The organism is Glycomyces sp. L485, assembly GCF_022548875.1.
Taxonomy (GTDB): domain Bacteria; phylum Actinomycetota; class Actinomycetes; order Mycobacteriales; family Micromonosporaceae; genus Glycomyces.
On sequence record NZ_JAKZEW010000001.1, the window covers coordinates 188,606 to 213,461 of the forward strand.

Sequence of the window (24,856 nt, forward strand, 5' to 3'; positions counted from 1 at the left end):
TCCAGCCCCAACGACGTCCTCGGCTTCGGTCGGCCGATGGGCCGACACGTGGACGACCAGCAGTGGTCGGTGAGCGAGCACTCGGACGGCTTCGACAGCTTCATCGACCGCAACTCCGGCAAGGCTCTCGGTACCGGCACGGGCGGGCTGCGGTCAAAATCGAGCCTGAAGGCGCCGCAGGACATAGCGTGGGTACATAGAAGTATTCGCCGCCGACCGGGGGAGGGGCCTTGACGGGACTTCTGCGTGCCTTCCTGTCGACTCTCGCTGCCCTGGTCGTGATCGGCCTGTCCTCCGGTGAGGCCTTCGCCCACGGAGGTGAGTCCGACACGCCCGCATCGGCTGCGGACCTCGTCGAGCAGACCATAGCGCTGATGGTCAACACCCCCGACGACCACGAGTCAGTCACCCACCGCCTTGAGGAGGCCCTCGAAGCCGAGGACACCGGCGGAGCGGACATGGACCTGGTCGCGCAGGCCGCCGAAGCGCTCGATGAGGGCGACATGGGTCGGGCCAGGGAACTGCTCGAAGGAGCGATCGGCATGGGATCCATGATGCAGGAGGACCCCTCGCCGACCCCTGATGAGGAGGACGCCGAGCCGACTCCTGCCCCCGAGGAGTCGGAGCCGCCGCTCGTGCTCGAGGAGTTCCGGCCGAGCCGTTCGCTCGACGGCGGCGACTGGGTCCTCCTGGCCGCCTCGGCGGCCGCCGTCGCCGTCGGGGCTCTCCTGGCCTGGCGGTTCCGACCGGCCGACACGATCCGCTCGCTGCGCCGCGGAGCCCGAACCGGCCGGGAGGAATGATGGAGGACCGCGACGTACCCGCACCGGTTCCCCAGCGCCGGCGAGGGCCGGGACGGCGCCTTATCGGCGCCGTCGACGAACGACTCGGTGTCGACGCCCTCCGCTACCCGGTGCCCGAGCACGCCAACAATCTCGGGTGGAGCCTCGGCGGCCTCACCGCGTTCACGTTCGTGATCTTGCTGGTCACCGGTGTGTACCTGGCGCAGTTCTACAATCCGACGCCGGAGGCGGCGAACCAGTCGGTCCGCGAAATATCGACCGATGTCTGGTTGGGCGAGTTCACCCGCTCCCTGCACTTCTGGTCGGCCAACGCGATGGTGCTGCTCGTCATCCTGCACCTGCTCAGGGTGGTTCTGCACGGGTCGTACAAGCGTCCCCGCGAGGGCAACTTCCTGGTGGGCGTGACGATGTTCGCTCTGGTCATCGGCGGTATGTTCACCGGGACGGTGCTCAAGTGGGACCAGGAGGGCTTCGAGGCGCTCCTGCACAACATCGAGGTCGCCTACCTGCTCGGCGGTCTGGGGTTCTGGCTCACCCCCGAGGCGGCCGCGAACCTCCCCATCCTGGTGCGGCTCTATTCCGCTCACCTGATGCTCGTACCGGGGCTGATCATCGTGCTGCTGGTCCTGCACGCACTACTGGTCAAGCGGCACGGGATCTCCGCCCACCCGTCGATTCCCGGCCGGTCCCGCGAGTTGGACGAGCCGTTCACCCACCATCTGCGCCGCGTCGGCGCGTTCGGGCTGGTCCTGCTGGGGTTCCTCGGACTGCTGTCCGTGCTGATCCCTCCGATCATCGGCGCCACTCCGGTCGAGGGCATCGAGGTCACCAGGCCGCCGTGGATGTTCTGGTGGTTGTACACGTTGGAGAACTGGTTCGGGTTGCGGGCGATCCTCTGGGCAAGCGTCGGGCTCGGTGTCCTGCTCGTGCTGCTGCCTTTCATCGACCGCGGCCCCGAGCGTGAATGGCGCCGGCGCCCGTTCGTCATCGCGGCGGTCGGTCTGGTCGTGCTCCTGCTCATCGTGCTGAGCCTGCTGGTCCTCGTCACCGAGCCGGAGCAGCACCTGTGAGACGACGGAACCGGTCACTCGAGAAGCGTGTGCGATCGCGCACCCGGCGTTGCCGGCCGGGTCCTTGGTCCCTTGATGCACCCCTCGGTTCGGCGGAGATTTGAACGTGAAAGCACTCTTGTGAGAGGGGATGTGGTCGTCATGATGGACGGGGATTGGAGCGGCTGGGGCTGGGGCTGGATGATGCTGATGCCGCTGCTGTGGATCCTCCTGATCGGGGCGATCGTGTGGGCGGTGGTGCGCCTGGCGCATCCAGGCGGCCACCGAGACGCTTCGGCGCGTGCCGAGTCGGCGAAGGAGGTGCTCGACCGGCGCTACGCCTCCGGCGAGATCGACGAGGAGACCTACCAGCGGATGAGCGAGCGCCTCGCGAAAGGCGGACGGCCGTGACCCGCACCGGAGGCCGCCTGTTGCCGCTGGTGGTCCTCGTGGTGGCGGGCCTCCTGCTGGTCGCCTCGATCGCGTGGGTCGCGACGGGCCGCATGTCGGGTCAAGCGGGACCCGGCCAGTGGGGTCCGGGGCACATGGGAGGCCCGGGCTACAGCGCCGGCCCCGTCGAGGACCTCGACGGGGCCCAGCGGGCTGCGAACGGCTTCGCCGAGCGATGGGACTTGGGTGTCGGTGAAGTGATGGAGTTCGACGACGGTTTCTACGCGGTCCTGACCGAGCCCGATGGATCGGGCGCCACCGAAGTCGTCATCGACCCTCGCAGTGGCGCGGTCCGGATCGAATGGGGGCCGGCGATGATGTGGAACACCGCTTACGGACCGCACCGTTTCGACGCGCCGGAAGGCACAGCGCTCGGGGAGGACCAGGCACGGGCGATCGCCGACGAGTGGCTCGCCGACCACCGGTCAGGCGAGCAAACCGCCGAGGTCGTGGCGTTCCCCGGCTACTACACGATCCACACTGAAGACGCGTCCGGCCGGACCGCGGGGATGCTTTCGGTCCACGCCGATACCGGCGACGTCTGGTACCACACTTGGCACGGCCGGTTCATCGCCTCCACCGGCCACGAGACGGATGAATGACTTCGCGGCCGAGGCGGCTAGCGACGCCTCTGGGGGTGAAGAGGTCCCCATAGCGGTCGGCGCTCATTCGCTCAGGAGCTTCCCCGTCGACCGCAGCGATCGTTGAGTCCGATCAGGACCACGTCCTCTCGTTCGGCCAGTGCATGGATTCGGTGAACCCGGTTCCGCCGCACAGCGCCTATTTCGCCTGCCCGGTGTCGAAGCGGCTCGACAGGAGACCGCGGACGCGTTCGAGCCGTTCGAGGTGTGCCTTGCCCATTGCCTCGTTCAATCTCGCCTAGCCGATGGACGGCGAGCTGTGCGTCGTCGAGAAAATGCGAATCGATCTACGGGCCTCTTGCTTACGCTGCTCAAGGTCGGTACGGTATGCAGCGAACCGGTTCGCTCTGATGCACTGTCCCGGAGTGCGGGCGAGGGGCGGACCTCTCAATGATGAGAGTGAGGCGAAATGAACGTACGAACAAGGCGGGCCGCGCGAATATGCAGCGCGGTCGCAGCCTTCGCGATCATCCCCTTGGCAGCGGTGCCCGCCGCCGGCCAGGAAGCGGATGTCATCAGGGTCGACCTCGGCCAGACCACCGGAGATTTCCTCGGAGGAGCCTCGGGCACGCTGTACGGCCTCTATGACGAGGGGCTGCCGTCCGAGAACTTGGTGGACGGCATCGATCTCACCTCGGTGTCCACCAAGGCCCAGGACGGGCCCCAGCACCCCGGAGCCGACGGGCTCGAAGTCCTCGGCCCGCTGGTGGAGGCCTCCAACGGCGACGTCTACATCTACATGACCGACATCCACCGCGGGTTCCCCTACCAGTGGCCCGGCGACACCCCCGAAGAGAAGCTCGACACCTACCTGGACAAGATCCGCGTCCAGGCCGAGCAGGTCGCCACATTGCCCGCGGAACAGCAGGACAACATAGTCTTCATGCCGTACAACGAGCCCGAAGGGAACATGTTCGGCACCGGGACGTGGAGCTACAACGGCATCAGCTGGCTGGACGACCCCCAGTACTTCTTCGACGCCTGGGACCGGGCACACGGGACCATCCGCTCGGTACTGCCCGACGCGCGCATCGGCGGCCCGAACACCACCGTGCTCTACAACCAGGTCTACGGCTTCATGGAGCACGCCATCGCAGCCGGGACGGTACCGGACACGATGGCGTGGCACGAGCTGTCGAACCCGGCCCAGATCCGCACCAATGTCAACAAGTACCGCGGTTGGGAGGCGGAGTTCTTCGCCGGCACGGCATATGAGGGCACCGAGCTGCCGATCAACATCACCGAATACGCCTACCGCTACCACACCTCGGTGCCCGGCCAGATGATCCAGTGGGTCTCCGCGCTCGAAGATTCCAAAGTATACGGCGACATCGCCTATTGGAACATCGACGGCAACCTGTCCGACTCGGCCGTGCAGGCCAACCGGGCCAACGGCCAGTGGTGGCTGCTGCACGCCTACAGCCAGATGAGCGGCGGCCAGACCGTCGAGGTCACGCCGCCTCGGCCCGGCGTCAGCTACACCCTCCAGGGCGTCGCGACCATCGACACCGGCAAGCGGCAGGCCCGCGCTCTGATCGGCGGCGCGAGCGGGGCGAACACGCTCGCGTTCGACAACGTCCCGTCCGACGTATTCGGCCAGAACGTGCACGCGGTCGTGCGCGAGATCGGCTGGAGCGGCCAGATCGGCGACTCGGGCCAACCGGACACGGTGGCCGAGCTCGACGTGGCCGTCTCAGGCGGCACCGCCGAACTCGCCTTCGGCTCCGGCGGACTGCCGGAACTCGACGCGGAGTCCGCCTACGAGGTCATCGTGACCCCGAGCGTCTCCCCCGGAGAGACCGCCGTGCCGCAGTCGTCGTGGGAGGCGACATACGAGGCCGAGGACGCCACCTGGATCGGCGATGGCCTGCACCGCAACGGCCCCGAGGGCTCCCCGTCGAGCGTGTCCAAGTTCTACACCTCCGGCGGCTACAACGTCGGCGGTATGCGCACCGGCTCGGATAACGCGATCGAGTTCAACGTCAGCGTTCCCGAGGACGGCGTCTACGACCTGAGTGTCTTCGCCAGTTCCCTCAACACCGACGCCGAAGTGCAGGACCAGGGCCCGACGAACATGTTCCTGCGGGTCGACGGCGACGCCGCCACCGAGCAGGAGCTCTTCTTGACCCTGGGTTACAGGTGGGTGGTGTGGGACCACACCGACACGACCGTGGAACTCACCGCCGGGGACCACGTCATCACCCTGGCCACCCGCAGTCTCGACGGAACCGGCGCCATCACCGGCGACGTCATCCTCGACAAGATCGACCTGTCGCTGCCCCACCCCGACTACGGCGACGACGTGTACGAGGCCGAATTCGCCGAGTTCAGCGGCGGTGCGGAGCCCACTTACCCGACCGGACACAACGGTTCGGGCCCGGGCGCGGCCGCCGTGCCGGCCGGCGGCGAGGCGACCTTCTGGGTCTACTCCCCGGACGACGCACCCGCCCGCCTCGACGTCGCCTCGCTCGGCGACCGGAAGGTGGAGCTCGAAGTCAACGGCGAGACCGTGACGACCGGGCACGGCGGCATCGTCGACGCCTTCCTGCTCGGCGGGATCAACCAGGTCACCGTGAAGGGCGCCCAGGGGCTCGAGGTGGACCGTCTCGCCGTCACGCCCTCCGTCGGAGCCGACGCCTCCGCCCTCTACGAGGCGGAGGACGGCGTCGTCGCCGGAACCGCCGAGGTCACGAACCTGTCCCTCGCCTCCGGCGGGGCCGCGGTGACGGGCATCGGCGGCGATCCCGGCAACGGCAACACCCTGACCTTCGACGGCGTCGAGGTTCCCGAAGCCGGCCGCTACGCGCTGACCTTCCGGTACTCCAACGAAGAGCAGTCGCCCGCCACGCACTACAACCCCGACCCGGTGGCGCGGTACGCGCTCGTGTCGGTCAACGGCGCCGACCCGGTCCGCGCGATCTTCCCGCACTCGTTCCACGAGAACAACTTCTGGGAGCTGACCGTGCCGGTCGACCTCCAGGCGGGGGCGAACTCGATCGTCGTGCGCGGTGAGGAGAAACCGCAGTTCGACGGCACGACCTACGCCTCGGACACCTGGCCCGACGTACTGCTGCGCTCGCGCTTCGCGCCCAACCTCGACCGGATCGCGGTCACCCCGCTGTTCGCCGACGTCGACTGGCGCGAACTGCGATCGCATAACTATCCGGACCGGCTGGTGCGGCACACGGACTCCAACGTCCGCCTGGAGGCGAACCCCAGCCCGGCGGAGGACGCGCGGTTCCGGATGGTGCCGGGCCTGGCCGACGGCTCGACCGGGTACGTGTCGTTCGAATCGGTGAACAACCCGGGCCAGTACCTGCGGCACTCGTTCTTCGAGCTCGTGCTGGCGCCCGACGACGGAACGGCGCTGTTCGACGAGGACGCGACGTTCCGGATGGTCGAGGGTCTGGCCGATGAGTGGTGTACGTCGTACCAGTCGTACAACTTCCCTGACCAGCACGTCCGGCACTCGGGCTTCGAGCTGCAGCTCGATCCGATAGAAGACGAGACCGGCCGCGCCGACTCCACCTTCTGCGTCAGCGTCTGATCAACAGTCCGGGCGGCCGCCGGCCCAGCCGGCGGCCGCCTCTCGGGCGAGGTCCGCTGTAGAGCGAACCGGTACACTCGATCATGTCCGAGCGAGGAGTGGAAGGAACAACGTGGCAACGATCGGCGATGTAGCACGTGAAGCCGGGGTGTCGCGCAGTACCGTCTCCTCGGTCCTCACCGGCCGCAAATACGTCAGCCCCCAGACCCGGGCGAAGGTCGACGCCGCGGTCGCCAAGCTCCACTTCTCGGTCAACGCCGGAGCGAGGGCGCTGGCGACCTCTCGGACGATGACGTTCGGCGTCGTCGTCCGCTTCCACGAGGCCGAGTTCAGCCCGGCGCTCGCGGCGTACCTCATCGCGCTGTCCGACGCGGCGCGCGAGCAGGGCTACTCGGTCGTGCTGCTGACCGAGCCCGACGGCACGGAGGCGGTGCGGCGGGCGATCTCCGGCCGCCAGGTCGACGGGTTCATCCTGCTCAACGTGGTCGACGACGACCCGCGGCTGGAGCCGATCAGCCAGGCCCGCTACCCCGCGGTCCTCATCGGGATGCCGCAGGACGCACGCGGCGTCGACGCGGTCGACCTCGACTTCGCCGCGGCGGCCGCGATGCTGGTCGACCACATCGCCGACGCCGGGCACCGCGAGGCGATGTTCGTCCGATGGCCCGAGGAGCTGTACTCCTCGGGCAGCACCTACGCGACCCGGTTCGACCGCTCGGCGCGAGAGAGGGCCGAGCGGCGCGACCTGCGACTCGTTCCGGTCTCCGTCCCGGTGGGACCCGAGCAGGTGCGCACGACCCTGCGCGCCGCGCTGGAGAACCCCGAGAACCCGCACGCGCTGCTCATCCACAACGACGCCGCCGTGGCGATGCTCCCGTTCGTGCTCGGCGATCTCGGGCTCGAAGTGCCCGCCGACCGCAGCGTCGTCTCGCTGCACGCGGCAGAGCTCGCGCGACTCTACGTCTTGTCGTTCACGTCGGTCGAGTCCGAGCCGGTCGCCGTCGCCCAGGCCGCGGTCGAGATGCTCGGGAAGCGGATCGCTTCGCCCGACAGTCCCGTGCACAAGCGCCTCATCATGCCGCACCTGGAGCCCAGAGCGAGCGTCGAAACTGTCGCATAGGCCCGTGACGAGGGTGTATCAGGGCAGCTCAAGAATCAGCGAACCGGTTCGCCTTGACGAATGCGGATCCGTGCTGGCATGATCGGCAGCGAACCGGTTCGCTGACTATTGGAATCCCTCGAGTCAGCGAGGCACCGGTGATCCCAACTCGACGAAGAGGCCGATGAAATGACGAACAAGACGATGCGCCGGTGCCTCGCCGCCGGCGCCGCGGTCACGATGGGCGCCCTGGCCGCCTGCTCCGGCGGCACGCCCGAACCGGGAGAGAGCGGCAACGCGAGCGAAGGCTCGACGACCGCCGAGATCGCCTTCTGGGACCCCTACCCCCAGCACACCGAAGGTTCCGCCTGGGACGAGCACGTCAAGTCCTGCGCCCCGGACGGATCGACGATCGTGCGGACCAGCGCGCCCCAGACCGACCTGTTCAACCAGCTCACCACCGCAGTGAAGGAGGGCGGCGCCCCCGACGTCGTCCTGCTCGACAACCCGATGATGCCCGAAGCCGTCGGCGCCGAAATGCTGGCGACCGCCGAGCAGGCGGGCATCGACACCACCGGCGTCGACGAGAACCTCATCGGACCCGGCGTCGTCGACGGCACCGCCTACGGCGTGCCGTTCGGCTCAAACGCGCTCGGCCTGTACTACAACGTCGACCTGCTGGCAGAAGCCGGCGTCGACCCGGCCTCGATCACCGACTGGGACTCCCTGACCGCAGCGATGGAGCAGGTCGCCGCAGACGGCGGCAAGGGCATCACCTTCTCCGGCGTCACCGGCGAAGAGGGCGTCTTCCAGTTCCTCCCCTGGTTCTGGGGCGCCGGAGCCGACCTGTCCGACATCACCTCGGACGAGGCCGTCGCGGCCGGGCAGCTCCTCTCGGACTGGATCGGTGAGGGCCTGGCCCCCCGTTCGGCGGCCACCGACAACCAGTCGGCGGCCTGGGACCTGTTCCTCACCGGCGAGTACGCCTTCGCTGAGAACGGCTCGTGGTTCGCCTCGGCCGCGGCCGAAGCGGACTTCGAGGTCGGCGTCATCCCGATCCCGGCCAAGGACGGCGGCGTCGCCCCGGTGCCGACCGGCGGCGAGTTCGCCGTGGCCCCGATCCAGACCGAGGACGCCTCCGACCACTACGCGAACGCGTCGGCCGTGATCGCCTGCCTGACCGAAGGCGAGGCCGCGTTCCAGACCAACGAGACGCTCGGCTACCTCTCCGCCAAGCCCGAGGTCCGCGCCGACCAGGCGGACCAGTCGCCCCTGTGGGAGCCGTGGGTGTCCGCAGTCGAGGGCGCCCAGGGCCGCACCACCGAACTCGGCAGCGAGTACGTCGACGTGTCCGCCTCGCTCTCCGGGGCGATCCAGGCCGCGATCAACGCCGAGGGCGACCAGGCAGCCGTCGAGGCCGCGTTCCAGGACGCCGGCGGATTCTGACGGTCGGTCGGCCCGCCCTCGGGCGGGCCGACCGATCCGGCAACCCGGATCGGAGCAGTACCCGAATGACCACTCTGACCACGAGAACGGCAGCGCCGACCACTCAGGAACGGGCGACCTCGAAGCCGAGACGGCACGGCGCTCGCTGGGCGGCCGTCGCGTTCGTCGCCCCGCTGGTGATCTACCTCCTCCTCTTCTACGCCTACCCGCTCGCCCAGAACCTGTCGATGAGCCTGCACCGCTTCGACCGCGGGACCTTCATCAACGGCGGCGCCCCGTTCGTCGGCACCGAGATCTACCAGGACGTGGTCGAACACCCGCGGTTCTGGACCATCGTGCGGCAGACGACGGTGTTCACCGCCGCCTCGCTCGTGTTCCAGTACCTGATCGGACTGGCGCTGGCGGTCTTCTTCCACCGCGGCGGGTTCCGGCTGGCGGCGCCGCTTCGCGCCATGTTCCTCGTCCCGTGGCTCCTGCCCATCATCGTCTCGGGCACCACCTGGCAGTGGATGATGAACCCGGACGACGGCATCCTCAACTCGTTCATCGGCCTGTTCGGCGCCGATCCGGTGTGGTGGCTCAGCGCCGACAACGCCCTGATGTCGGTGGCGATCGCGAACATCTGGCTCGGCATACCGTTCAACCTGGTGATTCTCTATTCAGGACTCCAAGGCATCCCGAAGGAGCTCTACGAGGCCGCGTCGATGGACGGCGCCACTCCCTGGCAGCAGTTCTGGCGCATCACCCTCCCGATGCTGCGTCCGGTCTCCCTCATCACCCTGCTCCTCGGCCTGGTGTACACGCTCAAGGTCGTCGACATCATCTGGATCATGACGCTCGGAACCGGGACGTCCCAGACGCTCGCGACGTGGGCTTACGGCATGTCCGTCGGCAAGGGCGCCTCGGCGATCATCCGCTACTCCGAAGCCTCGGCCGTGGGGACGATACTGCTGCTGGCCGCACTCGCATTCGGCCTGATCTACATCGCGGCCCAACGGAAGCAGGAGGACTGACATGGCCCGCACCTGGTGGAAGAACCCCGTCGCGGTCGTCGTGACCGCGCTCATGCTGTTCCCTCTCTACTGGATGCTCAACGTCTCGTTCACCAGGCGCGAGAGCATCCGAGGCGGCGACCTCCTGCCCGTCGACTTCACCTTGGACCACTACGCGGTCGTCCTCCGCGATCAGCTCCCGTACCTCGGCACGAGCCTCGTGATCGGCGCCGGGACGGTGGTGCTCACGCTCGCTATCGCGGCGCCGGCCTCGTTCGCGCTCGCCAGAATGGCCGTGCCGGGACGCCGCGTCCTCGGTTTCGCGCTGATCGTGGCGCAGATGGTCCCGGCCGTGGTCATGTCGCTCGGCCTGTACTCGATCTACAACACCGTGGGGCTGCTCGACACGCTTCCGGGCCTGATCCTTGCGGACTCCACGATCGCGGTCCCGTTCGCCGTCCTGCTCCTCACCGCGTTCATGTCCGGCATTCCCCGTGAACTGCTGCAAGCGGCCCAGATCGACGGCGCCTCGCACTGGCGGACGTTCCGGTCGATCGTGCTGCCGGTCTCGCGGAACGCGATCATCACTTCGGCGCTGTTCGCGTTCCTGTGGGCGTGGTCGGACTTCATCTTCGCTTCCACCCTCAATCGCGAGGGCGGCTTGCTCCGGCCGATCACGATGGGCATATACAACTACATCGGAGCCCAGAACCAGGAGTGGGGCCCGATGATGGCGACCGCGGTGGTCGCCTCGATCCCGGCGGCGGTGCTGCTGGTCGTGGCACAGAAATACGTGGCCGCCGGCGTGACCGCCGGCGCGGTCAAGAACTAGAGGAAACGAGTGACAACCTGATGAACACGTTCGAGACGACCGAGGACTCCATCACCTGGCGCGGCGACGGTGAGACGCTGGTGGTCCAGGCGTGGGGCCGCGATTCGCTGCGGGTGCGCAGTTCGCCGTCGGGCGACGTGCGCGACACGGATTTCGCGCTGCTGGAGCCCGAGCCGGTTCAGGTCGCCATCGAGGTGGACGGCGAGACCGCGACGCTCACGAACGGCGCCATCACAGCCGTGCTCAGGGCCTGGGGCGGCTTCGACTATCAGACCGGCTATGACGTCTTCAAGTGCTCGCTGGAGTTCCGTGACGCGGACGGGCGAACCGTGCTCAAGGAACTCGGCGGTGGAGGCGCTCTCAAGCTCGCCGCGCGCGAGTTCCGGCCGCAGGCCGGTGGAGCGCACCGCCTGCGAGCCGCGTTCGAGCCGGTCGCGGGGGAGAAGCTCTACGGGATGGGGCAGTACCAGCAGGAGATCCTCGACGTCAAGGGATCCACGTTCGAACTGGCGCACCGCAACTCCCAGGCCAGCGTCCCCTTCGTCGTCTCCAGCGCAGGTTACGGGTTCCTGTGGCACAACCCGGCCATCGGGGCGGCCACGTTCGCGGCGAACCGCACCGAGTGGGTCGCCGAAGCCACCGAACAGCTCGACTACTGGATCACGGTCGGTACGACGCCCGCGAAGATCAGCGGCGCGTACGCCGATGCGACAGGGCACGCCCCGATGATGCCCGAGTACGGGCTCGGGTACTGGCAGTGCAAGCTGCGGTACTGGAACCAGGAGCAGCTGCTCGAGGTGGCGCGCGAGCACAGGCGGCGTGGGTTGCCGCTCGACGTCATCGTCGCGGACTTCTTCCACTGGCCCAAGATGGGCGACTTCCGCTTCGAGGAGGAGTTCTGGCCCGACCCGGCCGCGATGGTCGCCGAGCTCAAGGAGATGGGCGTGGAGCTGATGGTCTCCGTCTGGCCCCAGGTCTCGCTCGAGTCGGAGAACTTCGCGAGGCTCAAGAAGGAGAACCTGCTGGTCCGCACGGAAAGGGGCCTGGACGTCCAGATGGGCTTCCAAGGTCCGAGCATGTTCCTCGACGCCACGAACCCCCGCGCTCGCTCCGAGGTCTGGGACATCGTCAGGCGCAACTACCACGACCTCGGCATCAAGGTCTTCTGGCTCGACGAGGCCGAACCCGAGTACGGCGTCTACGACTTCGACAACTACCGCTATCACGCGGGTCCGAACGTCGAGGTCGGCAACGTGTACCCCCAGGCGTTCTCGCGGATGTTCTACGAAGGACAGCGCGAGGCCGGTCAGGACGAGGTGGTGAACCTGGTGCGCTGCGCCTGGGCCGGCAGCCAGCGCTACGGGGCGCTCGTGTGGTCCGGGGACATCCACTCGAGCTGGGAGGACTTCCGAAAGCAGATCACCGCGGGCATCCACATGGGCGTCGCGGGCATCCCGTGGTTCACCACCGACATCGGCGGCTTCGGCGGCGGGAACATCCACGACCCCGGTTTCCGCGACCTGCTCGTCAGGTGGTTCCAGTTCGGGGCGTTCTGCCCGGTCATGCGCATGCACGGTGACAGGCAGCCGAGCGAGGAGGTCCGGGCTGCGGACGGCTCGGCCCGCAACCCCACCGGCGCGCCCAACGAGCTGTGGAGTTTCGGTGAGGAGGTCTACGAGATCCTCGCTCGCTACGTCCACTTCCGGGAGGCGATGCGGCCGTATACCCGCCGCCTGATGGAAGACGCCCACACCGACGGCCAGCCGGTCATGCGCGGCATGTTCCACGAGTTCCCTGCCGACGAAGTCTGCTGGGACCTGGCCGACCAGTACATGTACGGCCCTGACCTGCTGGTCGCTCCTGTGGTCGAGCCGCGCGTGACCAGCCGCCGCGTCTATCTGCCCGCAGGCGCGCAGTGGACCGACCTGCGCACCGGGACGGGGCACGAAGGCGGCCAGTGGCTCACCGTCGACGCCCCGCTCGACCGCATCCCGGTCTTCACTCGGAACGGCGCACTGCCCGAACTCGTCGGCGCGATCTAGAACCGTCGGTCGGAGAAGAGCTCGATTGGAGGTCGTTCCCGCACACCGTGGTGTGCTCGAAGGAGGTCCCCAGTCCGGCGCGGTCTGCCGATCAGCTCCACGAAATGCTCCGTGGAGCTGATCGGATCCATCCATGTCGGACGGCGTCGCGTCGAGGTCGGGGGCCTAGATCGGGGCGATGCCTTCGAGGGTCGGGACGACCGGTCGGATGGAGCCGTCCGGCTCGAAGTACAGGCGGTCGATCATGGTCTCGCGGTGGGTGCCGTCGCCGTCGGGTATGGCGAAGCGGTGGTAGGCGATGTACCAGTCGTCGGTGCCGGGGACCTGGACGACCGAGTGGTGGCCGGTGCCCTTGATGCCTTGGCTCAGGTCCTTTTGGAGGATCACTCCGACTCGATCGCTCCACGGGCCGGTCGGCGAGGAACCGGTGGCGTAGGCGACGCGGTAGTCCTCGCTTCGGGTGTCGTTCTCCGACCACATGAAGTAGTAGGTGCCGTCGCGTTCGACGACGAAGGCGCCCTCGTTGTAACCGGGCGGGTCGTAGATGGCGACCTGGTCGGGGTCGAACGAGATCATGTCCTCGTTCAGCGGCACCTGCTGCGCCTGGCCGTTTCCCCAGTACAGGTAGGACTGGCCGTCGTCATCGGTGTAGACGGCCGGGTCGATCGCCTGGCCCGAGTAGGTGCCCGCCGGGACCAGCGGTTCACCGAGGGCGTCGGTGAACGGGCCGGTCGGTGAGTCCGAGACGGCCACGCCGAGGTGCTTGGCCGTGTTGCCGCTGGCCAGACCGCCGGAGAAGTAGAAGTAGTACTTCCCGTTCTTCTCGGCGATGCCGGGCGCCCAGGCCGAGTTGTCGGCCCAGGAGACGTCGGTCGCGAGGTCGAGGATCACGCCGTGGTCGGTCCAGTTGACCAGGTCGGTGGAGGAGAAGGCCCGGTACTGGGTGCCCGACCAGCCGGCGAAGCCGTCGGTGGTCGGGTAGAGGTAGTAGGTGTCGTCGAAGACGACGATGTTCGGGTCGGCGAACAGGCCGGGCAGAGCCGGATTCGAGACCAGGTTCAGCTCCCATTTCTGATTGTCGCCGGTGTGGCAGTCCCACTGCTGGAGTCGTGCGCCGTTGTCGGTCGAGGAGCTGGGCACGTCGAGGCACTTGTCGGAATGGCGGGCGATGAGTTGCACCTGGCCGTTCCCGGCGTCTTGGATCTGCCATTGCTGGTTGGCTCCGCCGTTGCAGGTCCACTGGATGACCTTGGCGCCGTTGGAGTCCGAGGCAGAGGTGACGTCGAGGCACTTGTCGGAGTGGCGAGCGGTGAGCTCGACGTAGCCGTCGCCCAGGTCGTTCATGCGCCACAGCTGGTTCAGGCCGTCGTTGCAGTCGTATTGCGCGATCTCTGCGCCGTCGGCGGTGGATGCGCTGATCACGTCGGCGCATTTGTCCGAGTGGAAGGCGATCAGGTTGACCGACGTCCCGTCGGTCAGATGGTGATCGGCCGCGGCGGGGGAGGCTCCGCTCAACGCGATGGCCAGCGCCAACACGAGAGCGGAGCATATGGAGCGGATTCTGGGCATGGTGATCTCCTTGGTTCGGGGCGCCAGGCTCGAACGGGCGCGGACCGAGTGGTACCGATAACATGGGCTGATCCAGTGTGGGAACGACCGAGGATCAATGGTCCGAGGCTAACGACAACCCATAGAGAAAGTCAAGAGCCTCGATGCCGGACGACGACTCGGCTCGACTGCCGAGGTCGGTCACGGCCGGGGCGACGCGGGTGCGTACCACCGTGCATCTGTCCTCTTCGTATAGACCGACCAGCTGGTGCCCCAAGCGGTGCAGGCCGATCGAGCGCCATGGTCCGGCGTTCGGACCGAACCAGCCGATCCGGTCGTTGCCGGTCGGGGCCCACCACAGGTCCAGGCGGGTCCCTCGATCGTGAGTCCCCCGGTGAGAGCAGGCGGCCGAAGCCGTCGAACTCGGCCGCGAATCGGCATGAGCAGCCCGGGCTCATGCCTCCCTCCGAAGTGTTGCGGGGTCGATCGCGGTGTGGCTGAGGGGCGGGGAGGTGCTCGGGCGGACACGGGATAACGATTTCTGTCCTAAGGGGTCGAACCGGAATGTCGAGGCCGATCTTCTGGGCTTAGGGCAAGCTCGCCGACGGTGCCGGCCCGGCTTTTCGGCCTTGGGGTGGTGGGTGTTCCACTTGAACCGCAGGTTGCGATCAGAGTATTGACATACATAGATGTTGTGAGTACTGTTGAAATTGAGGGATAACGATATCTCAAGGTGATGGTTGCGTTCCCGCATCGCACACCGCATGGAGCAAAGGAGCACCATGTCAGAACGACATGACACAGAACGACCGCGCACGCCGTCGAAGCGCGCGAGCGTCGGACGGCGGCGCCTCTTCCAAGGGGCGATCGGCGCGGCGGGCCTGGCGGTGGCCGGCGCCGGCTCCGTCGGCATCGCCGGTGCCCAAGGCCAGCCGGCCGGAGTGCTCCAGAATTCCCACCCCGGGATGCTCCATACCGAGGCGGACCTCGACCGCATGGCCGAAAAGGTCGACGCGGGCGCCGAGCCGTGGACCTCCGGTTGGGACAAGCTGGTCGCCAACGGCCGCTCGCACAGTACCTGGGAGCCCCGCCCGGTGGAAGTGGTCGTACGCGGTGGCGGCCAGGAGGAGAACTACGCGCAGCTCTACCTCGACATCGCTGCGGCTTACCAGAACGCGCTGCGATGGAAGATCTCCGGGGACACCGCCCACGGCGATGCCGCGCGAGACATCTGCAACGCGTGGTCGCAGACGCTGAGGTCCATTGACCCCACCCACTCCGATTCCCGTCTAGCCTCAGGCATCTACGGCTACCAGTTCGCAAACGTCGGCGAGCTCATCCGCGACTACGACGGCTTCGACCTGGCTCGGTTCCAGGACATGATGCACAACGTCTTCTACCCGCTGAACAGCGACTTCCTGGCCAGGCACAACGACACCTGCGACAGCCACTACTGGGCCAACTGGGACCTGTGCAACATGGCCTCGATCATCGCAATCGGAATCCTGCGCGACGACCAGGCCCAGTTCGACGAGGCGGTGGACTATTTCCACAACGGTGAGGGCAACGGCTCGATCGAGAACGCGATCCCGTTCGTCTACGACGACGGCCTCGCTCAGTGGCAGGAGTCCGGCCGCGACCAGGCGCACTCGATCATGGGCATCGGCCTGATGGCCGCGTTCATGGAGATGGCCTGGAATCAGGGCCTCGACCTGTACTCGGCCAATGACAACGCCTTCGCCAAGGCCGCAGAGTACGTCGCCCGCTACAACCTCGGCTACAACGACGTTCCGTTCACCACCTACAGCTGGGGGTTCGGCCACAACTGCGACTACCGTGAGCACACCGCCATCTCTGAGGGCGGCCGCGGTGAGCAGCGCCCGGTGTGGGAGATGGTCTACAACCACTACAGCGTGCGGCGCGGGCTCAAGATGCCGAACGTCGCTCGGATGGCCGCCTCCCTGCGACCCGAAGGGGGCGGCGGGGACTACAACTCGAGCTCCGGCGGCTTCGACGCCCTCGGCTTCGGCACCCTCGCCAACACGCTGCCGACCCCGGCCGTCGTCTCAGGAGGGGTTTACACGCTCACCTGCGAGCGTTCGGGGAAGGTCTTGGACAACGCCGCCTCCTCCGAGAACGGCCAGCGGATGATCCAGTGGGGCGCGAACGGCGGTACCCAGCAGCGCTGGTACATCAACGACGTCGGCGGCGGCTACCATCGGCTGCTCTGCCAGCATTCGGGCAAGGCACTCGACAACGGCAACACCGCGACCGAAGGCGCTCGGGTCATCCAGTGGACCGACAACCGGGGCCCGCAGCAGCGCTGGCGCATCACCGACGTCGGCGGTGGAGCGGTCAAGCTCACCTGCGAACGCTCCGGCATGGTGCTCGACAACGGCAACGGCGAGGCGGACGGCGACGGCGTCATCCAGTGGAGCGACAACGGCGGACCGCAGCAGCGTTGGCACCTGCACCGCATCGCCTGAACCGGACGTGAAAGCGGCGGGGCGCTTCGGGCCCGGGGGCCTACAGCGTCAACTCGGGCGGCTTCGACGCTTGGAAGCTGTCTTTGAATCTGCGCCGCAAGTGGTGACGCGAGCGGGCCTCTGTTCCCCAGTGACGCTGGATGCGAGTGAAGAAAGGCGTGCGGGGGCATTGATTCGTGTCGCGACCTTAGATATCGTTATCTGTAAATGGATAACGATATCCAGGGTGAATTGAGTCGATCCCCCACCCGTACACGCCGGATCCGACTGCCGCGCAACGGCGACACCGCCCCGGCATGTTGCGTCTCGGAACCCTGTATGCCCGCATCCACCCTCAACGAAGAAGGTACCGATCATGATTCCCCTCCGGGCCGCTCTGCGCGGCCCCTCCAGCATCCCGAAACGGGCCCTGGCGCTCGCGGCGGCCCTCGCGCTGTCACTCGGACTCCTCCAGTTCGCGCCCGGCGCCGCGAAGCCCGTCACGGCCCAGGAGACCGCCGCCTGTGAGGTGCAGATCCACTCCACGACAAGCGAGGCCGGGTTCAACCACCCCGGCGTCGGACTCACCGAGCCGATCCTGGAGAACGTGCGCGACCAGCTCGCGGCCGGAGCCGAGCCGTGGGCGTCCTCGTTCGAGGCGCTGAAGAGCCACTCCGCAGCCGGCGAGAACGTGGGCTCGTCCAACGCCGGGTCCGATCCGACCAAGCCGGCCTCGGACGCGTTCAACAGCCAGGGCTTCAACGGGCGGTTCAGGGCCGACGGCCAGAAGGCTTACACGCAGGCGGTCATGTACGTGCTCACCGGGAAGGAGGTCCACCGCGAGAACGCGCTGGGCATCCTCCGCATCTGGTCGCAGATGGACCCCGCGAAGTACGAGTACTTCACCGACTCGCACATCCACACCGGCGTCCCGCTCTTCCGCATGGCGTCCGCCGCCGAGCTGCTGCGCTACACCAGCTGCGGCGAGGACGAGGCCTACCCGTGGACCGACGCCGACACCCAGGCCCTCACCGAGAACCTCATCCTGCCGAGCATCGCGACGTTCATGTCCTCCCCGGACCATTTCATGAACCAGCACAACTACCCGCTGATGGGCTCCATGGCCGGGGCGATCTTCATGGACGACAAGGCCCTCTACGAGGAGAAGGTCGAGTGGTTCACCGTCAACTCGACCGCCGAGGACCGAGGGTTCAACGGCTCCATCAAGTGGCTTCTCCGGTGGGTCGACAAGAACGACCAGACCGGCGAGCCCATCGAAGACCCGCACGTGCAGCACGTCGAGATGGGCCGCGACCAGGCGCACGGCGGCGGCGACCTCACCAACTTCGCAGTCCTGTCCCGCATGCTGCTCGCCCAGGGCACCGAGGTGGACCCGGTCGACGGCACGGTCTCGACCGCCGAGGACGCGGTGGGGCCCTATGAGTTCCTGGACGACCGCATCCTCGGAGCCGCCGACTACTTCTGGCAGTTCATGCTCGGCCACGACCCCGAGTGGACCCCGGTCGGGTACGCGATCTCGCCCGACGGCACGATCCGCGACACCTACAACCACATCTCCGACAGCTATCGCGGCCGGTATGCGACCGCGAGCTTCTGGGAGATCTACTACCACTACAAGTTCACTCGCGGCATGGACCTCGATGCGACGGCTCCGTTCCTAGCCGAGGCCTACGCCAAGCGCCCTGGCCCGCTGTACTACCGCGGCGGTGCGTTGGGCAACGCCTGGGGAGGTTACGACGGCGAGGGCGACTCGTGGCTGTTCGCACCCGCCGAGGCGGCCGGGGATTCCACTCCGCCGCTGGGCGATGACCCCGACATCCACGAGGTCGAGGAGCGCTACACCCATCTGGCCGGGGACGTCGAGACCGGCGAGGGCTACGTGAGCATGGCCGACGGCTCGAAGATCGCCTATCTCAGCGGCGCGACCAACCGCCCGAAGTTGGGCTTCCTCGTCCGCACCGAAGGCGAGGCGGTGATCCACCTGGGCGGTGCCAGTCACGACGACACCGTCAAACGCGACCGCACGCTGCTCGTGCCGGACACCGGCGGCGAATGGCGCTATGTCACGGCCGACAGATCCATGGGCGACATCCTGTTCATCGAGACCGAGGGCGCCACGGTCGACATCGACCACATCAACATCGACGCCGAGGCCGACCTCACCGGGCCGGTCTTCGCCGCGGACGCGGCCGACCGGGTCGTCACCTGGTCCGGAGCCGATGTCACCGCAGACCTCTCGGCGACCGCCGCGGAGGGCACGACCTACACTGCGACCGGCCTCCCCGAGGACGCCGATCTCGACCCGGATACGGGCGCGTTGACCTGGACTCCTGACGGATCCGGCACTTGGGCGGTCACCGTCGCCGCCGACGACGGCACCAACGCCGCCGCCCGCCGAGTGACGTTCGCCGTCGCGGGCGACCGCCGAGGCGCCATCGGGCTCGCCGAGGACGGCCTCGACCTCGAAGACGGATACGAGTCCGCGACCGAGGCCGCCTTCACCGCCGCGCACGAGACCGCCGAGGACCTGCGAAAGAAAGGCTCCGACGCGGAGTACCTGGCCGCGCTGGCCGACCTGGTCGCGGCCGTCGAAGGTCTACGCCTGATCTCGCCGACGTCCGATCTGGACGGCGGTCTCGACTACGCGGGGCTCGTCGAGTCCTCCACCGCCGGGGGCCGCATCGGACTCCTGACCGACGGCAACAATCAGACCGGCGTCTGGTACGGCCAGGCCGTCAACCTGTCGCACACCTTCGACTTCGGCCCCGACTTCCGGGTCTCGGCCAGCGAGTTCGGGTTCCAGAGCAACATCTTCTCCGACCGGCTCGCCAACTCGGCGGTGTTCGGCTCCGACGACGGCACCGACTGGACCCGGCTCACCCCGGAGGTCACGGAGTTCACCCAGGACTTCCACACCCTCGAAGTGGACCCGGAGCTCACAGACGATCATTTCCGGTACATCAAGGTCAAGATGCTCGAACCGTTGCCGGACGTCCTGTACGGGACCGTGCGGGGACTCTTCGAGATGACCGAGTTCCGCATCTACGGCGAACGCCACGAGATCGGCAACCTGATCGAGTCGGCCACGATCACCTCCGATGACGCCGTCGCGGGGAAGATCGCCATCGGCGACACCGTGACCGTCGCCGCAACCACGAAGGAGCCGATCGACTCACTCTCGGTGAACGTGAAGGGAATATCGGCGGCGGCCACCTCCGACGACGGCGTCAACTGGATCGCCCCGGTCGTCCTCGACGACGTCGAGCCGGGCACCGTCTCGCTCGCCGTGGACTACACCGACGCGAACGGGCAGCCGGGTCCGACCTACTACGGCACCGCCGACGACGAGAGCCTCTACGTCGGCGGCGACCGCGACCACTGGATCGACGTCGCCGACCTCGCCACCGTGACCGCCTCCGACAAGCAGTGGCCCGGCAACGGACTCAGCGCCGATGAGGTCGGATACCTGCTGTTCGACGGCGACGCCGAGACGGCCGGGGACCTCGTCACCGGCGAAGGCTCCTACTACACGGTGGACTTCGGTGAGGGCGCGTCCGTGCGTCTCGACGAGGCGTTCCTCCTGCCGCGCGACTGCTGCGTCTCACGGGCCGAGGGCACCATCGTTCAAGGCTCCGACGACGGCCAGACCTGGACCGACCTCACCGAGCCGTTGAGCGACCCCGTCAGCGGCGTTTGGTCCCGCAGCGCGGTCACCGGCGACGCGCACTACCGTTACTTGAGGATCATCAACCCGAACCGCTGGCACGGCAACCTCAGCGAGGCCCAGTTCTTCGGCGACTTCACGTACGACGACGCCTACCTCGAGGCGAAGGTGCGCGACACCGGCGACTCCACCCGCGCGAGCGCCTATCTCTACGAGGAGGAGGTCGCCCGCATCCGGGAGGCCCTCGCAGCCGAAGACCCCGACCGCATCGCACTCCTGAACGACCTGCTCGCGGCCGCGGCACTGCTGGTGCCGCAGTCGACGCTGTTCCCCGAGGTCGAGGTCGACCCGGCCGGTGTGGTCGCGTCCAGCGTCGCTTGGGACGACTCGGTCGACGCGGCCGGGAACGGCCGGCGGGCCTTCGACGACGACCCGGCGACCTCTCCGGACACCAAGACCGCGGAGGGCTGGGTCCAGGCCGACCTCGGAGAGGACGGTGCCGTCGCGCTCTCGGCCGTCGAGTTCCTGCCGCGGTCAGGGAACCATCTGCGCGCCAACGGAGCGCAGATCCTGGGCTCGAACGACGGCCAGACCTGGGAGGCCCTCGCGACCATCTCCGGGGTGACGGCCGCCGAATGGGGCGCCGTCCCCATCGAGAGCACCACCGAGTACCGCTACTTGCGGTACTACACGCCGAACGGGCACGCCAACGTCGCCGAACTCGTGTTCATCGAGCGCGCCGTCGACGACACCCTGATCGACCTGCTGCTCGATCGCGCCGCCCTCCTCAATGAGGCCGACTGGACGCCCGAATCGTGGGGCGCGCTCGCGGACGCCGTCACCGACGGCGAATCGCTCGCCGCCGACGATGCCGCGACGCAGAGCGATGTGGACGCGGCGGCCGACGCGCTCGACGCCGCGATCGGCGCCCTGGTCTGGAACGTTCCCGACTGGGACGAACCGACCCAGTACACCGCCGGAGCCCGCGTGCAGTACGAGGGCGCGGTCTACGTGGCCCAGTGGTCGACGCATGGTCAGGTCCCCGGCGAGTCGCCCTATAGTGCCTGGGCCGAGGTCGGCGAGGCGCTGTTCTGCGGCGGCGACCGCCTGACCCGGTGGACGCCCTCGACCGTCTACGAAGAAGGCGACGAAGCGGTCCACGACGGGGTGCGCTGGCGGGCACGGTGGTGGTCGCGCAACCAGGAACCCGGCACTGCCGGCGTCTGGGAGCGCCTGGGCGACTGCTGACGCGTCACAGGAAAGGGGCCGTGTCGCACACGGCCCCTTTCCTCATCGGTCACTCGGCGAGTCCGCGGTTGTGGCACTCGATGCCGTTGCGGACGAACAGGTTCTCTTCCGACCCGTAGGGCGCGGAGATGTAGTCCAGGACGTTGAGCACCTCGACCAGGCGGTCCTCGTCCTCCAGAAGCGTGTGCGACAGGCACGTCGAACGGCCGTAGGGGATGTTCTGGACCACGACCTGGCCGGTCCCGTCGAACCCGGGCAGAAGTCGAACTTCGCTCCGGGGGTCGATCTGCCCGAGCCGACGAGCGTCGGTCTGGACCCGGCCGATGCCGAGCCTCGTATCCTCAAGACCATGAGTTCCTCCAAGCCGTACCGCGCCCCCGTTCTCGCCGACGTCGCAAGGGCGGCAGGGGTCTCGGTGCCCACCGTCTCCCGCGTGCTGAACGGATCGAAGTACGTCGCACCCGAGCTGACCCAGCGGGTGCAGGCCGCGGTGAAGGAACTCGGTTACCGCCCCAACAGCGCCGCACGCTCGCTTCGGTCCAAGCAGCGCACCCTCGTCTCGATCCTCGCCGGGGCCACGTCGAACTACGGTCCGGCCCACACCCTTCAGGGCATCGAGACCGCGGCCCGGAACGCGGGGATGTCGGTCTCGATAACCGTGATGGAGTCGGACGACGACGAGTCCTTGGTGAGCGCGATCGACCTCGCGCTCTCCCAGCCCACGGCCGGCGCCATCGTCCTGGAGTTCGATCGCGCCGGCATAGGAGCGGCCCGTTCACTGCCCGAGGGCCTGCCGGTCGTCGTCGCCGGCGGCGGATCCGAGCGTGTGGACGGCATGGCGGCCGCCCTCCTCGACGAGCATGCCGCGGGCCGCCAGGCGACGGACTACCTGATCCGCCTGGGCCACGAGACCGTCCACCACGTCGCCGGCCCGACGCAGGGGAAGTCCTCCGGCCGGACCGAGGGCTGGCGTGCCGCACTGCGGGACGCAGGTGCCGCCGTCCCCGAGGTCCTGCATGCGAACTGGGACGCCGTCTCGGGCTACCAGTGCGGTGAGAGGATCGCCGGGCGCGACGATGTCACGGCCGTCTTCTGCGGCAACGACGAGATCGCGCTCGGTGTCATGCGGGCGCTGACCGACCGCGGACTCGACGTCCCCGTCGATGTCTCGGTGGTCGGCTTCGACGACCAGCCTCTCGTCTCCCTCTGGCGTCCTTCGCTGACCACGATCGACCAGGATTTCGAGGACCTCGGTGCGCGGGCGTTCCACATGCTGTCCAGACTGCTCGACGGCGAGGTAGACCTCAAGGCGTCGGTGGTCGCACCCCAGCTGGTGGTGCGGGAGTCCACCGCGCCTCCTCGCCGCTGACCGCGACGCCGGGATCGCCGTGTCCGGTCGCTATGCACGGCCTCCGATGAGCACCGTCGCCGGATGCCCGTTGACGAGGACCTCGTGGGTCGAGGAGATCCGGAGGTCGTTGCTGATCAGCGCTTCCTCGACCGTCTCACCGGCTTTCCTGGAGACCAGGGTCACGAATCTCCCGTCGCGAGGATCGAGGACTCTGTCGAAGGCCCGAGCCATCGCGCCGAAGAACTCAGGCAGCGCCATGTCGATCTGCTCGTATTCGCCCCAAGGCGGATCGGTGACGATGACGTCCACTCCGTGGTCCTCGATCGAGGGGAGGCGCAAGGCGTCGTCGGCCAGGAATGCGACTCGCCGACTCTCCCGCAGCGCCGGAGGAAAGCCGTCCCTGAGATTCTCGGGCCTTCGCCGGACGTTCGCGCCTGCTGTGGCGGCGGCAGAGCATGAGGCGGTCGAAGTCGGTCCTGCCGACGAGCCAGTACTCCTCGCCCAGACCGCGCGCGGCCACTCTCCTGCCGGACGCGGCGGCGATCGTCGACTCGAGGTCGCTCTTGACGCGCGAATCGATGGAGACGAGCTCGCCGTCGACATGGCACATCACTCGGAACGTGCTCGCGTAACTGTCGAGGCGGCCGGACTCGATGGTCTCCGACAGATCCAGGACTCCCGTCTCGACGCCGCGCCGGAGTACGTCGGCGATGACGGTGAAGGAGTTCTTCACAAAGGGGATCTTCTCGATATTCGAGCGCTTCGAATCGGTCTCGAAGATCATCGAGCCGTCGTCGGTGTAGACGACATACGGCCTGTGAACATATGTCCCGATGGATTCTGTGACCAGCGCACTCGTACCGGCCGGAAACTGGACATAGTAGCGCATGGCGCTCAACCATACATGGAGACTCCTCAACGATGAGTAGCGTGGGGAGGGAACGGGAATGCCCGCGGAAGGGGATCGATCCATGGCACGTGTCAAGACCCTCGACGACCTGCGGCGGCGCTGGGACAAGGAAGCCGACCACTACGACCGGTCGATGACCTGGGCCGAGCGCCGGTTCTTCGACGACACCCGCGACTGGATCGCCGGCCGGGCGCAGGGGAGGACGCTGGAGGTCGCGATCGGCACCGGCCTCAACCTGGAGCACTACCCCGAGGGCGTGGAGCTGACCGGAATCGATCTGAGCCCGCGCATGCTCGACGGGGCGAAGCGGCGGGCGAGCGAACTCGGGCGCGACGCCGACCTGCGCACCGGCGACGCCCAGCGTCTCGACTTCCCCGACGGATCGTTCGACACCGTCGTCTGCACGTTCTCGCTGTGCGCCGTCCCCGACGACCGGCGGGCGGTGGCCGAGATGGTGCGGGTGCTGCGCCCCGGCGGACTGCTGCTGCTGGCCGACCACGTGGTGGCCGGGCCGCGGTGGATCCGCGCGGTGCAGGCGCTCATCGAAATCGGCTCGATCCGGATCGGCGGCGAGTACTTCCGTCGCCGCCCGATCAGGCACGTCCTGGCGGCCGGATTGTCGATCGAGGCCCACGACCGGTTCAAGGCCGGCCTGATCGAGCGTCTGGCCGCCCGCAGACCCGGCCGGGAGTGACCGCCGAGCCGATCGGGCGAGCAGCCGACGTCTGAGGGCGTCGAGGATCGCCTG

At 67.9% G+C, this 24,856-nt stretch carries 19 protein-coding genes; 16 read left to right on the forward strand and 3 right to left on the reverse strand.

What is annotated here, in order from left to right; genetic code table 11:
• The first annotated feature begins 48 nt into the window (after positions 1 to 48).
• The 11 genes from L0U85_RS00910 (at position 49) to L0U85_RS00960 (ending at position 12,901) form a co-directional block, all read left to right on the forward strand.
• On the forward strand, positions 49 to 234 hold the full coding sequence (locus L0U85_RS00910) for a hypothetical protein (protein WP_241375725.1): 186 nt from the start codon (positions 49 to 51) through the stop codon (positions 232 to 234).
• Positions 231 to 803 (forward strand): hypothetical protein, encoded by a 573-nt coding sequence (locus tag L0U85_RS00915; protein ID WP_241375726.1) that lies wholly within the window; start codon positions 231 to 233, stop codon positions 801 to 803. The genes L0U85_RS00910 and L0U85_RS00915 overlap by 4 nt, the downstream gene beginning before the upstream one ends.
• Positions 803 to 1,873, forward strand: coding sequence for a cytochrome b N-terminal domain-containing protein (locus L0U85_RS00920; RefSeq protein WP_241375727.1), 1,071 nt, complete (start codon positions 803 to 805; stop codon positions 1,871 to 1,873). The genes L0U85_RS00915 and L0U85_RS00920 overlap by 1 nt, the downstream gene beginning before the upstream one ends.
• A gap of 141 nt (positions 1,874 to 2,014) precedes the next feature.
• Complete coding sequence (locus L0U85_RS00925; protein ID WP_241375728.1) at positions 2,015 to 2,263, forward strand: hypothetical protein; 249 nt, start codon at positions 2,015 to 2,017, stop codon at positions 2,261 to 2,263.
• On the forward strand, positions 2,260 to 2,904 hold the full coding sequence (locus L0U85_RS00930; protein WP_241375729.1) for a hypothetical protein: 645 nt from the start codon (positions 2,260 to 2,262) through the stop codon (positions 2,902 to 2,904). The genes L0U85_RS00925 and L0U85_RS00930 overlap by 4 nt, the downstream gene beginning before the upstream one ends.
• A gap of 448 nt (positions 2,905 to 3,352) precedes the next feature.
• Positions 3,353 to 6,490, forward strand: a complete 3,138-nt coding sequence (locus L0U85_RS00935) for an AbfB domain-containing protein (protein WP_241375730.1) — start codon at positions 3,353 to 3,355, stop codon at positions 6,488 to 6,490.
• A 112-nt stretch (positions 6,491 to 6,602) separates the two neighbouring features.
• Positions 6,603 to 7,610 carry a LacI family DNA-binding transcriptional regulator gene (locus L0U85_RS00940; protein WP_241375731.1) on the forward strand — a complete coding sequence of 336 codons (1,008 nt, stop codon included), beginning with the start codon at positions 6,603 to 6,605 and terminating at the stop codon, positions 7,608 to 7,610.
• A 168-nt stretch (positions 7,611 to 7,778) separates the two neighbouring features.
• On the forward strand, positions 7,779 to 9,035 hold the full coding sequence (locus L0U85_RS00945) for an extracellular solute-binding protein (RefSeq protein ID WP_241375732.1): 1,257 nt from the start codon (positions 7,779 to 7,781) through the stop codon (positions 9,033 to 9,035).
• Between the two features lie 65 nt (positions 9,036 to 9,100).
• Positions 9,101 to 10,048 (forward strand): sugar ABC transporter permease, encoded by a 948-nt coding sequence (locus L0U85_RS00950; protein ID WP_241375733.1) that lies wholly within the window; start codon positions 9,101 to 9,103, stop codon positions 10,046 to 10,048.
• Position 10,049: 1 nt separating this feature from the next.
• Entirely contained in the window at positions 10,050 to 10,859 is an 810-nt protein-coding gene (locus L0U85_RS00955; RefSeq protein ID WP_241375734.1) for a carbohydrate ABC transporter permease, read from the forward strand.
• A 20-nt stretch (positions 10,860 to 10,879) separates the two neighbouring features.
• Positions 10,880 to 12,901, forward strand: a complete 2,022-nt coding sequence (locus L0U85_RS00960; protein WP_241375735.1) for a TIM-barrel domain-containing protein — start codon at positions 10,880 to 10,882, stop codon at positions 12,899 to 12,901.
• Positions 12,902 to 13,066: 165 nt separating this feature from the next.
• Here the strand turns inward: L0U85_RS00960 and L0U85_RS00965 are convergent, their stop codons facing one another.
• Positions 13,067 to 14,470: a family 43 glycosylhydrolase gene (locus L0U85_RS00965; protein WP_241375736.1), complete on the reverse strand. Its 1,404-nt coding sequence runs from the start codon at positions 14,468 to 14,470 to the stop codon at positions 13,067 to 13,069.
• A gap of 761 nt (positions 14,471 to 15,231) precedes the next feature.
• Between L0U85_RS00965 and L0U85_RS00970 the strand changes: the two genes are divergently transcribed.
• Entirely contained in the window at positions 15,232 to 16,935 is a 1,704-nt protein-coding gene (locus tag L0U85_RS00970; protein WP_241375737.1) for an RICIN domain-containing protein, read from the forward strand.
• 355 nt (positions 16,936 to 17,290) lie between these two features.
• Positions 17,291 to 21,847, forward strand: a complete 4,557-nt coding sequence (locus L0U85_RS00975; RefSeq protein WP_241375738.1) for a discoidin domain-containing protein — start codon at positions 17,291 to 17,293, stop codon at positions 21,845 to 21,847.
• Positions 21,848 to 21,896: 49 nt separating this feature from the next.
• On the opposite strand, the gene L0U85_RS00980 is transcribed toward L0U85_RS00975, so the two are convergent.
• Complete coding sequence (locus L0U85_RS00980) at positions 21,897 to 22,076, reverse strand: hypothetical protein (RefSeq protein ID WP_241375739.1); 180 nt, start codon at positions 22,074 to 22,076, stop codon at positions 21,897 to 21,899.
• A 120-nt stretch (positions 22,077 to 22,196) separates the two neighbouring features.
• Between L0U85_RS00980 and L0U85_RS00985 the strand changes: the two genes are divergently transcribed.
• Complete coding sequence (locus tag L0U85_RS00985) at positions 22,197 to 23,216, forward strand: LacI family DNA-binding transcriptional regulator (protein ID WP_241375740.1); 1,020 nt, start codon at positions 22,197 to 22,199, stop codon at positions 23,214 to 23,216.
• Positions 23,217 to 23,246: 30 nt separating this feature from the next.
• Here the strand turns inward: L0U85_RS00985 and L0U85_RS00990 are convergent, their stop codons facing one another.
• Positions 23,247 to 23,507, reverse strand: coding sequence for a hypothetical protein (locus tag L0U85_RS00990; protein WP_241375741.1), 261 nt, complete (start codon positions 23,505 to 23,507; stop codon positions 23,247 to 23,249).
• On the opposite strand from L0U85_RS00990, the gene L0U85_RS00995 reads away from it, so the two are divergent.
• Together L0U85_RS00995 and L0U85_RS01000 are read left to right on the forward strand one after the other, a co-directional pair.
• Entirely contained in the window at positions 23,497 to 24,123 is a 627-nt protein-coding gene (locus L0U85_RS00995; RefSeq protein WP_241375742.1) for a hypothetical protein, read from the forward strand. The genes L0U85_RS00990 and L0U85_RS00995 overlap by 11 nt on opposite strands.
• 46 nt (positions 24,124 to 24,169) lie before the next feature.
• Positions 24,170 to 24,802 (forward strand): class I SAM-dependent methyltransferase, encoded by a 633-nt coding sequence (locus L0U85_RS01000; protein WP_241375743.1) that lies wholly within the window; start codon positions 24,170 to 24,172, stop codon positions 24,800 to 24,802.
• Positions 24,803 to 24,856 lie beyond the last annotated feature (54 nt).